The following is an 11,506-nucleotide window of genomic DNA, read 5'->3' on the forward strand; positions in this document are numbered from 1 at the left end:
CAGGTTTTCCTCGTTGATTTTATTCGTGGCTCAATCCTGCCACAGCACCGCTTCGCTGCGCTCGCTCCATTCTTCGAAACGAGCGCCGTATGTGGCTTCGATGACGTTGCGCTTGATCTTCAGGGTCGGCGTGAGAAAGCCGTTTTCCACCGCCCAACTGTCCTTGACCACCACCAGTCGCCGCAAGCGTTCATGCTTGTCGAGGGCGTTGTTGACCTCTTCCAGCAGTTTTTCCAGGCTTGAATGCAAACCGGCCCGCGCCTCCTGCTGCCCGACGGCCGAAAGCACGCAAAGACCCAATGGCGCACTCAAGCCATCACCAACCACACACACCTGCTCGATACGCGAATGCACCGCCAGGCGATTTTCGATCGGTGCCGGCGCTACGTACTTGCCTTTGCTGGTCTTGAAGATCTCCTTCAGGCGCCCGGTCAGGCGCAGGTTGCCTTCGGCATCTTCCTCGCCCTTGTCACCGGTGCGCAGGAAGCCGTCCTCGGTGAGGGTGTCGGCGGTTTTCTGCGGATCCTTGAAATACCCGAGCATGGTTGCACCGCTGCGCACCATGACTTCGCCCGATTCGTCGATGCGCACCTGGACCTCCGGGCAAGGCATGCCAATCCAGCCGGGTTTGTTCTGCCCCGGCAGGCCAATGTGCGAGTAACCGCAACTTTCCGTCATGCCATAGACCTCCAGCACGTCCAGTCCGAGCTTGCGATACCACAGCAGCAGACTCAGGGGCAACGGCGCGGCACCGGACAAGGCAACGCGCAAGGCATCGAGCCCCAACCCGGCGAGGACTTTATGTCCGACCCGCTTACCGATAATCGGCAATCCGAGGAGGAAATCCAGGCGTTTTTCCGGAATCTTGCTGTACACCCCCATCTGGAACTTGGTCCAGATGCGCGGCACGCCAAACAGCGCCGTTGGCCGGGCACGGCGCAGATCCGTCAGGAAGGTGTCGAGACTTTCGGCAAAAAATACGGTTTGTCCAGTATAAATCGATGCCAATTCGACGAACATCCGTTCCGCAACATGGCATAACGGCAAATATGACAAAAGGCGATCCGAGTCATTCAGGCCGAACAACTGCGTGCCGCGCGCGGTAGCGAACCCCAGATTGCCGAAGCTGTGCATCACGCCCTTGGGCATGCCGGTGGTGCCGGACGTATAGATGATGGTCGCCAGTTGATCGGCGGCGGGCTTGGGATCGTCCTGGATCGGCGAGCTGCGCTGCAGGTCGTCCCAGCTGAAATCGAAGGTGCCGTGCGGATGCAGCGGCAGGCTGATGGTCGGCAGGTCAGGATTCACCCCCCGGGACATGCCAGGCCAGTCATCGAGTTTACCAATGAATACCAGCGCCGCTTCGGAGTGTTCGAGCACCTGGGCCACCGATTCGGCGGTGAGGTTGGGGTACAACGGCACCGAGACATGCCCGGCCATCCAGATCGCCAGGTCGGCAATGATCCAGTGCGCGCAATTTTTCGAGATCAGGGCGATGTGGCTGCCTTGGGGCAGTTCCTGCGAGCGCAGCCAATGGGCCGCGCAACGCGCCTGGTGACCGACGTCCTCCCAGGTCAAGGTCTCGACATGACCACCGCCCACAGGCTGGACAAGAAAGCGCTGGCGGGGATGACGGGCCTCGCGTTCGTAGAAAATGTCCAGGGGCAAACGAAAAGCAGCAGGCATGCGACTCGCTCCTTTTTTCCGGGTCTGGAGCAAGCGTAGCCAACCAAGCAAATGCTTGGTTATAAATTTTTGGACATCAAGATCAAAAGATCGCAGCCTTCGGACGATCTTTTGCCTTTAAGGGTGCTTGATGCTGTTGAGCTTCATCGCGCCGATCAGCAGTTCATTGCTTTCAAGCTCCGCCAGGCCGGCGGTGCTGACTTTTTCGGGCGGATGTCCAGCACCATGCTGCAGGTAGCTGAGCAGGTTTCCCACCAGTGGATTATGGGAAACCAACAGCACGTTGGTCACCGATTTCAGTTGATCGGTCACTCGATCGGGATCGAAATCCGGGGTCAGCCAATCAACAGTGCGGATTTCCGGTTCGAAACCCAATGTATCTTTCACCAGGTGTGCGGTTTGCTGCGCTCGCATGTAGGGGCTGGCATAAATCGCTGTTAGCGGCTGGCCAATCAGGTTGGCAGCGGCACGCAGCACTTCCTTACGACCATTTTCGGTCAGCTCACGCTCCGAATCGTGGGGCTTGGAACCGTGTGGCTCGGCTTCACCATGACGCAATACCCAGAGTTTCATAGCTTGGGTTCCTCATCTCGGGCCGGATGCGGTGCGGGCGCCACGACGTGCGGCGCTTCACCTTCCGGCGTACGCGGCGTCGGCCAATCGGCGAACGGCCAAGGTTTCTGGTCGCTGTGGAAGCTGCCGAAACGACCGATCTGGGCCAGGAACTGGCTCAGACTGTCGCCGAAGTTCATCAGGCTGGCGCTCGGGGCGCCATAGATCAAACGATAGATCAATTGCACCAGCACCACGGCGCCAAGCATGAACTGCGCCACCTGCCAGACCAGCAGGAACACCACCATCCACAGCACTCGAAGCAGGATGGACTCGTATTTGGCTTCTACTTTTGGATCACTCATTTCTCGCTCCGTTCCTGTGAAGTGGGGGGTTCAGTTGAAGCCGCTGGTGGAAATAAAGTCGACATCAGTCTTCGGCTCGCCCCGCATCAACAGTTCGATCACCTGCTCAAGCGTGCGCCCTTCGAACAGGATCGCGTGCAACCCGGCGACCAACGGCATGTACACGCCAACTTCCTGGGACTTGGCCTTGAGCACCTTGAGGGTATTCACGCCTTCAGCGACTTCGCCCAATCGACTGACCGCCTCATCGAGACTCAAGCCCTGGCCGAGGGCAAAGCCAACCTGGTAGTTACGGCTTTTTGGCGACGAGCAGGTCACGATCAGATCGCCCACGCCCGCCAGGCCCAGGAATGTCATCGGGTTGGCCCCCTGATTCACCGCGAAGCGGGTCATTTCCGCCAGTGCCCGGGTAATCAGCATGCTCTTGGTGTTTTCGCCCATGCCCATCGCCACCGCCATGCCGGCGATGATCGCGTAGACGTTTTTCAATGCCCCACCCAGTTCGACGCCAAACCGGTCGGCGCTGGCATACACGCGAAAGGTGCGGCCGTGCAGCACCTCCTGGACATGCTGGCAGAGCGCTTCGTCTTCGCTGGCGACCACCGTGGCCGTCAACGCGTGTTCAGCGATTTCACGGGCCAGGTTCGGCCCGGACAACACACCGATGCGTGCAAGTGGCGCAATCTCTTCGAGAATCTGGCTCATCAGCTTGAACGTGTGGGCTTCAATGCCCTTGGTCAGGCTCACCAGCATTTTGCCGCTTAGCCGATCGGTATGCGGGGCCAGCACCGAGCGCAACGCGCTGGAGGGCAGCGCGACAAAACTCAGGTCGCAGGCCTCCAGGGTGGCCAACAGATCAGTGACCGGTGTCACACCGGGCAGAATCTTGATGCCTTTGAGGTAACGCGGGTTCTCGCGATTGACCCGGATGGCCTCGGCCTGTTCGGGGTCACGCATCCATTGCAGGACTTGATGGCCATTTTCGGCCAGCAGATTAGCCACGGCGGTACCAAAACTTCCGCCTCCCAAGACCGCGATCGGGCGCTGTTCAGTCATATCTAATCCGTTAATCCATACCAGTGGCGATGCCGGCATTATACGGAGCGCCCCGGTGTCGGCCAGTCCCCGCGTCAATTACCGGCATGCGTAGGAAGAAGTCCGGTAATACCTAGGAAAATGCTTACATCGTGACTGGAAAAGTCAACGGGCTCGGTTAACATGCGCGCCATCGATCGTTAACAAGGATGTGTTGTGTCCCTGGGTTCGCCTTCCCCCCGTTCGCCGCTGGTCCTGGCGCTGGTGTTCAGCTCGCCGGTGCTGGCCGACGACTTGTTTCTCGACAGCGAACCATTGCCGCAAGTACTGACGGCCACGCGCCTGAAACAGTCGCCGGCTGCCGTGCCGGGAAGCATAACGGTGCTCGACAGCGCACTGATCAATGCCAGTGGCGCCCGGGATATCAGCGAGGTGCTGCGCCTGGTGCCGGGCATGATGGTCGGCAATATCAGCGGCAACCAGGCCACGGTGAATTATCACGGCACCAGCGCCGGCGAGGCGCGGCGCATGCAGGTATTGATCGACGGCCGCTCGGTGTACCGCGCGGGGCTGGCCACGGTGGACTGGAGCGACATTCCGGTGGCCATGGAGGACATCGAGCGAATCGAGGTTTTCCGCGGCCCGAACACCGTCAGCTACGGCGCCAATGCGCTGATGGCGGTGGTCAACATCATCACGCGCAAGCCGTCCGACAGCCATGGTACGCGCCTGAAAGTCACACGCGGCCAGGGTGGCATCGACGACTTTTATGCCAGCCAGGGCGTGGGTTGGGACGACGGCGATTTACGTCTGTCCCTGTCCGGCCAGCAAGACGATGGCTTTGACGTCGACCGCAACGGCGGTGACTACCATGACAGTCGACGCCTGAAGCGTTTCAACCTCGCCGTCAGTCAGACGCTCGACGAACGGCAAAGCGTTGATTGGCAAGTGAACGCCAAGGACGGCACCAATCAGCGACCCTATACCTACCGCCCGGTGTTTTCGGGGATTACCCGCGCCGGAGACAATTCCGACGTCAACGCCAAGGATTACGCCGGCTCGCTGCGCTGGAACTTCGACTTCAATATCGAGCACAGTCTTTATATCCAGGGTTCGGCCCAGCATTGGGACCGTCAGCAAACCTGGCGCGCCTGTGATGCCGAAGTATCGTTCAGCCCCGAACTCACCGAGCTCTGGCAACTCGACCCGAACTACACTGAACGCCTGGCACGCAACATCGAGAGCTATCTGGGCTCAGGAGCACCCGAGGGCGATCCGGCTAAACGCGCACTGGCCAATCAAATCCTCGACCAATGGCGCAATGGTGCCCGGCAAACGGTCTGCGGCGATATCGACCAAAGCACCCGGGAGACGCGCTACGACCTTGAAGTGCAGGACACCCTGAGCCTGTCCGATAACCTGCGGCTGGTCAGTGGCTTGAACTATCGTTACGACCGGGCAGACTCCGAGACCTACTTCAATGGCACCCTCGACGACACCACCTGGCGAGCCTTCGGCCAGCTCGAATGGCGCGCCAGCGAACACTGGCTATTGCAGGGCGGTGCAATGTTCGAGGACACGCAGTTGATCGGCAGCTCACTGACTCCACGGATGGCGGTCAACTACCTGATCAATCCGCGCCATGGCTTGCGTGCGGTGTACTCGGAAGCGATCCGCTCCCCGGACATGTTCGAGAACAACGTCAACTGGAGCTACCAGGTCACCCACCTGCAACCCGGCGCCTTTGGCCAGTCCAGTGCCCGCTATTTCGTCAAGACCCGCGGCCCCGGCGACCTCGACCAGGAACACATGCGTTCCCGGGAACTGGGCTATAACGGTTACTTTGCCGAGTCGGGGCTGGCCGTCGATGTAAAGCTGTTCTACGACGAGATCACCGGAATGATCAGTGAGCCGCTGCGCAACAATCAGTACATCGCCAGCAATGCCAACACCGCGCGCTACAGCGGAGCGGAAACCCAACTCGACTGGAAAATCGGCAGCGCCGACCGGTTGCGCCTGACCTATGCCTACGTCGATGCCGACGCGAGCAACCTGCAGGATGCGCAACAGACTGCACGCAACAGTGGCTCTGCCGCCTGGTTGCGCGACTGGGGCCATGGCTGGAGCAGCGCGCTCTTCTATTATGCTGACGACGCGCTCAACGGCTACCGCTTCGAACGCGTCGACACGCGTATCGCCCGGCGCATCCGCCTGGGCAAGACGCATCTGGAGCTGGCCGGCGTGCTGCAGCAGCGCCTCGACAACCAGCCCACCACCTTTGTCGACAATAATTATGACGAGCGTCGCTTGATGTATTTCAGCGCGCAGTTGGCATTTTAAGATGCCGCATCGTCCGCCACCGAAGACGCGAGCCCTTGGCCATCTAATGGCCACGGCCTGCCTGATATTCGGTGGCTGGATAAGCAGCCTGTCGGCCAGCGCCGCGGACATTCTCCTCACCGGTGTCGACGATAGTCCCGGCGTGCAATCCTTTGCCCAGGCCCTGGGGCAGTTGCGACCGGCAGACACCGTGAGCTTCCAGCCGCTGGCCAGCCTGCCGTCACCGGACAAGCTGGCGGTGGACACTCGCTTGATCCTGCTCGACCTGCCCAGTCTCGACTGGCGCCTGCAGGACCCCCGCGGCCCGGCGACGCTGGTGCTGCGCATCAGCCGCTTGCAGGCGCGACAACATCTGGGGCACGCCCTGCCAGCGCACCTCAGCCTGCTCTGGAGCGATCCGCCACTGGACCGGCAATTACGCCTCACCCGCGTCCTGCTGCCCGAGGTCAAACGGGTGGGCGTCCTGTACGACAGCCATAGCGAGTTTCTGTTACGGGAACTGCGCCAGGCCGCCCATCCCCTGGGCCTTGAGGTGGTCACCGAGCGCTGGGAAAACACCCAGGACAGCCGTCCCTTGCAGGCATTGCTGGACAACAGCGATGTACTGCTGGGCCTTGACGACCCCGACCTGTACAACCCGAAAACCGCAAAAAACCTGTTGCTCAGCAGCTATGCGCGACAGCTGGCCTTGATCGGCCCCAATGCAGGATTCGTCAGGGCCGGGAGCCTGGCCAGTACCTACAGCGATCAGAGCGACTGGCTGGCGGTGCTCGATGAACTGCTCGACCTGCCGCCCGCCACGTGGCCACGCACGCAGTACCCACACCGTTTCAAAGTCTCGAGCAATGCACAGGTGTCTCGATCCCTTGGTCTTGAACAGATAAACGAAGCGGCTGTCGCAACGCTGTTGGCAGAAGGAGAACGCCACCCATGACCTTCCGTCGCCGCTGGGACATCAGTACCCGCACCCAGATCATCAGCCTCGGCCCTGCCCTGCTGCTGACGTTGCTATTGATCAGCTTCTTCACCTTCGTGCGGATCCAGGACCTGCGCCAAGAGCTCAACCACACCGGTCAGTTGATTGCCAACCAACTGGCGCCGGCCACCGAATACGGGGTGATCTCGGGTAATAACGAGGTGCTCGAAAGCCTGCTCAAGGCCACGCTGGCCACGCCCAACGTGCGGTTTCTGGAAGTACAGGACAGCGCCAACCGGATTCTGGTGTACGTCGAGCAACCGTCGGCAAATTATCAGAAGCCGCACCAGATCGAAGTCTTCCAGGCCCCCGTGCGCCTGCAACGGATCGCGCTGCACAATGATTTTTTCCAGGCCGGCACCGTGGCCCCCAAGGCTCCCGCCGAGGATTACCTGGGCCGGGTGATCGTTGGCCTGTCCAATGATGCGTTCAGCCAGCGCCAGCAGGAGATCCTGCTCAAGGCCGGCATTCTGGCGCTGTTCGCCCTGCTGTTTACCTTCATGGTCGCCCGGCGCCTGGCCGCGAGCCTGTCGCAACCGATCCGCGATATCGGCAATGCGGTCAAGGCGATCCAGGCCGGCGACTACAAAACGCCCCTGCCCATCGTTGACGACACCGAACTGGGCGCCCTGTCGCAACACATCAATAACCTCGCCAAGGGGCTCGACCAGGCCAGCCACGAACAGCACCAAGCCATGGCGCAGTTGATCCAGACCCGCGAGGAAGCAGAAAAAGCCAACAACGCCAAGTCCGATTTCCTCGCCATGATGAGCCACGAACTGCGCACGCCGATGAATGGCGTGCTGGGCATGCTGCAGTTGCTGGAAACCACCCAGATGACCGAAGAACAGCTCGAATACGCCGCGCTGGCCTCCGAATCCACCGAGCACCTGCTCAAAGTCATCAATGACATTCTGGATTTTTCGCGTATCGAACGCTCAGAACTGGAGCTGGAGCATATTCCGTTCAACCTCGCGGAGCTGATCGGCAGTTGCGCCCAGTCGTTCCAGCACAGCGCCATACAACGCGGGCTCGATCTGCAGTTGCAGATTCCGGGGGACATGCGCGCGCTGCAGGTTCAGGGCGATCCGACGCGCATCCGGCAAATACTGGTCAATCTGGTCGGCAATGCCCTGAAGTTTACCGAACAGGGTCGCGTGCGCATCGAATCGCAATGGCAGTCCCTGGATCACGAACTGCTGTGGTTCACCTGCACGGTACGCGACAGCGGGATTGGCATTGCGCCCGAAAGCCTGGAATTGATGTTCGACGCGTTTCAGCAGGCCGACAGTTCCATTTCCAGACGCTACGGCGGCACCGGCCTGGGCCTGCCGATTGCCCGCACGCTCGCAGAACGCATGGGTGGCACCTTGCGCGCTCAGAGCGAGGAAGGTCGTGGCTCGGTGTTCACCCTGGAAATTCCGCTGGCGTTGTATCAACAGGCCTTGCCGGCGCGGATACCGCGCGTATCGACCCACAAGGGTGACGGCGAAGGGCGCAATGTGCTGCTGGTCGAGGACAACCCGGTCAACCAGACCGTGATCGAAGCCATGCTGCGCAGCCTGGGCTTTACCGTCAGCGTCGCCGCCGATGGCGCGCAGGCGGTGCGCAGTGCCGAGAGCCTGATTTTCGAAGCGATCCTGATGGACTGCCGATTGCCGGTCATCGACGGTTATGAGGCCACCCGGCAGATCCGTGAACTGCCCGGCTGCACCGACTTGCCAATCATTGCCCTGACCGCCAACGCCTTGCAGGGGGATCGTGAAGCCTGCTTGTCGGCGGGAATGAACGATTACCTGGCCAAGCCCTTCAAACGCACTGATCTTCAGCAAATTCTGCAGCGATGGGTGCAGTAGTACAGGCCTTTCGAGCATCTGCGACTGGCGTGAAAGGCGAAAGTGCGGCAGTCTTAGGCACCCGTACAAGCCCGAAAAGGGACTTGATTAAAAATTTCAGTGCACAAGTGTACATTCATGTCCTTGGTGCTGTGACTTTCACTACAACGCAATAGTCTATGAGTAGGCTGCCGGTTCGAGGCATGAACGCTTCGATCGGCCGGGAAGATTTGCCCCACCTGCCGCATGGGACTATTGAGGAGCTCGCATGACCAAACAAAACGCCTTTACCCGGGAAGACCTGCTGCGCTGCAGTCGCTGTGTGCTGTTCGGCCCAGGTAACGCGCAACTGCCCGCCCCGAACATGCTGATGGTCGATCGCATCACCCTGATCAGCGAAGAGGGTGGCAAGTACGGCAAAGGTGAATTGGTCGCCGAGCTGGATATCACTCCGGACCTGTGGTTCTTCGCCTGCCACTTCGAAGGCGATCCGGTGATGCCGGGCTGCCTGGGCCTCGATGCCATGTGGCAACTGGTCGGCTTCTTCCTGGGCTGGCAAGGTCTGCCGGGCCGTGGCCGTGCGCTGGGTTCGGGCGAAGTGAAATTCTTCGGCCAGGTCCTGCCAACCGCCAAGAAAGTCACCTATAACATTCATATCAAGCGCGTCCTCAAGGGCAAGCTGAACCTGGCCATCGCCGACGGTTCGGTGACTGTCGACGGTCGCGAAATCTACACCGCCGAAGGCCTCCGGGTCGGCGTGTTCACCTCCACTGACAACTTCTAAGGGTTATCCGCATGCGCCGCGTCGTTATCACTGGTCTGGGCATTGTTTCGTGCCTGGGCAATGACAAAGAGACCGTCTCCGCTAACCTGCGTGCAAGCCGCCCTGGCATCCGGTTCAACCCGGAATATGCCGAAATGGGTCTGCGTAGCCAGGTTTCCGGCTCCATTGACCTCAACCTTGAAGAACTGATCGATCGCAAGATCTATCGCTTCGTCGGCCACGCGGCGGCATACGCCTACCTGGCCATGAAAGACGCCATCGCTGACTCCGGCCTGACCGAAGAGCAAGTGTCCAACCCGCGTACTGGCCTGATCGCCGGTTCCGGTGGCGCCTCCACGCTGAACCAGATGGAAGCACTGGACATCCTGCGCGAGAAAGGCGTCAAGCGCGTTGGCCCATACCGCGTGACGCGGACCATGAGCAGCACCGTTTCCGCCTGCCTGGCCACCCCGTTCAAGATCAAGGGCCTGAACTACTCCATCGCTTCTGCCTGCGCCACCAGTGCTCACTGCATCGGTACCGCCATGGAACAGATCCAGATGGGCAAGCAGGACATCGTGTTCGCCGGCGGCGGTGAAGAAGAGCACTGGAGCCAGTCGTTCCTGTTCGACGCCATGGGCGCACTGTCCAGCAAGCGCAACGACACCCCGGAACAAGCTTCCCGTGCCTACGATGCCGACCGTGACGGTTTCGTCATCGCCGGCGGTGGCGGCATGGTCGTGGTTGAAGAGCTGGAACACGCTCTGGCCCGCGGCGCGAAGATCTACGCGGAAATCGTTGGCTACGGCGCGACCTCCGACGGCTACGACATGGTCGCCCCAAGTGGCGAAGGCGCGATCCGCTGCATGCAGCAGGCACTTTCCACCGTCGACACCCCGATCGACTACCTGAACACCCACGGCACTTCGACTCCGGTCGGCGACGTCGCGGAAATGAAAGGCGTGCGTGAAGTGTTCGGCGACAAGGCTCCGGCCATCAGCTCCACCAAGAGCTTGTCGGGTCACTCCCTGGGCGCCGCCGGCGTTCACGAAGCGATCTACTGCATGCTGATGATGGAAGGCAACTTCATTGCCGGTTCCGCCAACATCGACGAGCTGGACCCGGAAGTGGCCGACCTGCCGGTGCTGACCAAGACCCGCGAAAACGCCACCATCAACACCGTGATGAGCAACAGCTTCGGTTTCGGTGGCACCAATGCCACGCTGGTACTGAAGCGCTGGGAAGGCAAGTAATTCCCCGCTGCTGAGCTGCACATGAAAACGCCCCGACTGGTTCGGGGCGTTTTTTTTCGCCCTGAGAAAAGCGCTTATCCCTGTGGGAGCTGGCTTGCCAGCGATAACGTCGGCACTGCAAACATCCATTCCGGCTGACACTCCGCAATCGCTGGCAAGCCAGCTCCCACAGGGGGCTTTGGGGTGTCTGAAGATGAAACGTTTTTCATGCAACTTACCGCCCTGCGACTGAATGTCGCGGATTCAGCGGGCTCCAGCGCTGTTGCAGATTTCGCAAGAATACATTGCACAAATCGGGCGTTTACTTAGCAGGCTAACAAAATCTATAAAAGAGTCCTGCACATGCCTTGCTGCAGATAACAGAGATTGGAGCTAGCAGATGACTGTCAAAGTAACTGAACGCGACGATTCACATATGTCCCATGAAGGCGTAGCCGCCGGCATCCGGATCTGGGATGTGTACCAACAGGACCTGCTGGTGGGGATGTTCCATTCCGAGACTGACGCCCGCAACTACAAGGCCGAACTGGAAACACTGGAGCAGCAAAGAGAACTTCGCTCCGCCTGAGTAACGACAGCATTGAAAACGACAAACCCCGCCATGAGCGTAATGCTGTTCACTTAAGCATTTGAGCTCATGCTGGGCTTCCTAGAAAATCCGATACCAGACCTCTGGTATCGGATTTTTTATGTCTGTTCAA

The 11,506-nt window shown here is 60.1% G+C and carries 10 protein-coding genes; 6 read left to right on the plus strand and 4 right to left on the minus strand.

Translation table 11 applies throughout. The features are described 5' to 3' along the window. Positions 1 to 30 precede the first annotated feature (30 nt). From ACIO0C_RS27665 to ACIO0C_RS27680, 4 genes are all read right to left on the minus strand, one after another. The gene (locus tag ACIO0C_RS27665; RefSeq protein WP_401317069.1) at positions 31 to 1,686 is read right to left on the minus strand and encodes an AMP-binding protein; all 1,656 of its coding nucleotides are present in this window, start codon (positions 1,684 to 1,686) and stop codon (positions 31 to 33) included. A gap of 117 nt (positions 1,687 to 1,803) precedes the next feature. Beyond that, positions 1,804 to 2,259, minus strand: coding sequence for a phosphohistidine phosphatase SixA (gene sixA / locus ACIO0C_RS27670; protein ID WP_401317070.1), 456 nt, complete (start codon positions 2,257 to 2,259; stop codon positions 1,804 to 1,806). Beyond that, positions 2,256 to 2,603, minus strand: a complete 348-nt coding sequence (locus ACIO0C_RS27675; RefSeq protein WP_020799699.1) for a DUF4389 domain-containing protein — start codon at positions 2,601 to 2,603, stop codon at positions 2,256 to 2,258. Before ACIO0C_RS27675 ends, sixA begins: the two co-directional genes overlap by 4 nt. Positions 2,604 to 2,633: 30 nt before the next feature. After that, positions 2,634 to 3,659 (minus strand): NAD(P)H-dependent glycerol-3-phosphate dehydrogenase, encoded by a 1,026-nt coding sequence (locus tag ACIO0C_RS27680; protein ID WP_401317072.1) that lies wholly within the window; start codon positions 3,657 to 3,659, stop codon positions 2,634 to 2,636. Between the two features lie 195 nt (positions 3,660 to 3,854). Between ACIO0C_RS27680 and ACIO0C_RS27685 the strand changes: the two genes are divergently transcribed. The 6 genes from ACIO0C_RS27685 (at position 3,855) to ACIO0C_RS27710 (ending at position 11,373) form a co-directional block, all read left to right on the plus strand. Continuing rightward, a complete protein-coding gene (locus ACIO0C_RS27685; protein WP_401317075.1) occupies positions 3,855 to 5,978 on the plus strand; it encodes a TonB-dependent receptor plug domain-containing protein in 2,124 nt (707 codons plus the stop codon). Position 5,979: 1 nt separating this feature from the next. Beyond that, complete coding sequence (locus ACIO0C_RS27690) at positions 5,980 to 6,912, plus strand: ABC transporter substrate-binding protein (protein WP_401317078.1); 933 nt, start codon at positions 5,980 to 5,982, stop codon at positions 6,910 to 6,912. After that, the gene (locus ACIO0C_RS27695) at positions 6,909 to 8,810 is read left to right on the plus strand and encodes an ATP-binding protein (RefSeq protein ID WP_401317080.1); all 1,902 of its coding nucleotides are present in this window, start codon (positions 6,909 to 6,911) and stop codon (positions 8,808 to 8,810) included. The genes ACIO0C_RS27690 and ACIO0C_RS27695 overlap by 4 nt, the downstream gene beginning before the upstream one ends. Positions 8,811 to 9,057: 247 nt before the next feature. Continuing rightward, complete coding sequence (fabA, locus tag ACIO0C_RS27700; RefSeq protein ID WP_401317082.1) at positions 9,058 to 9,573, plus strand: 3-hydroxyacyl-[acyl-carrier-protein] dehydratase FabA; 516 nt, start codon at positions 9,058 to 9,060, stop codon at positions 9,571 to 9,573. 11 nt (positions 9,574 to 9,584) lie between these two features. Then, positions 9,585 to 10,805 carry a beta-ketoacyl-ACP synthase I gene (fabB, locus tag ACIO0C_RS27705; RefSeq protein WP_007957797.1) on the plus strand — a complete coding sequence of 407 codons (1,221 nt, stop codon included), beginning with the start codon at positions 9,585 to 9,587 and terminating at the stop codon, positions 10,803 to 10,805. Positions 10,806 to 11,184: 379 nt separating this feature from the next. After that, positions 11,185 to 11,373 (plus strand): hypothetical protein, encoded by a 189-nt coding sequence (locus ACIO0C_RS27710; RefSeq protein WP_272603305.1) that lies wholly within the window; start codon positions 11,185 to 11,187, stop codon positions 11,371 to 11,373. Positions 11,374 to 11,506: the final 133 nt, after the last annotated feature.

The organism is Pseudomonas sp. NPDC087336, assembly GCF_044744285.1.
Classification (GTDB): domain Bacteria; phylum Pseudomonadota; class Gammaproteobacteria; order Pseudomonadales; family Pseudomonadaceae; genus Aquipseudomonas.

Bases quoted from the DNA above. Each gene is read 5' to 3' on its own strand.
- ACIO0C_RS27690 (WP_401317078.1), top strand. From the start codon at position 5,980: ATGCCGCATCGTCCGCCACCGAAGACGCGAGCCCTTGGCCATCTAATG.
- sixA (WP_401317070.1), bottom strand. From the start codon at position 2,259: ATGAAACTCTGGGTATTGCGTCATGGTGAAGCCGAGCCACACGGTTCC.
- ACIO0C_RS27695 (WP_401317080.1), top strand. From the start codon at position 6,909: ATGACCTTCCGTCGCCGCTGGGACATCAGTACCCGCACCCAGATCATC.
- ACIO0C_RS27710 (WP_272603305.1), top strand. From the start codon at position 11,185: ATGACTGTCAAAGTAACTGAACGCGACGATTCACATATGTCCCATGAA.
- fabB (WP_007957797.1), top strand. From the start codon at position 9,585: ATGCGCCGCGTCGTTATCACTGGTCTGGGCATTGTTTCGTGCCTGGGC.
- ACIO0C_RS27675 (WP_020799699.1), bottom strand. From the start codon at position 2,603: ATGAGTGATCCAAAAGTAGAAGCCAAATACGAGTCCATCCTGCTTCGA.
- fabA (WP_401317082.1), top strand. From the start codon at position 9,058: ATGACCAAACAAAACGCCTTTACCCGGGAAGACCTGCTGCGCTGCAGT.
- ACIO0C_RS27680 (WP_401317072.1), bottom strand. From the start codon at position 3,659: ATGACTGAACAGCGCCCGATCGCGGTCTTGGGAGGCGGAAGTTTTGGT.
- ACIO0C_RS27665 (WP_401317069.1), bottom strand. From the start codon at position 1,686: ATGCCTGCTGCTTTTCGTTTGCCCCTGGACATTTTCTACGAACGCGAG.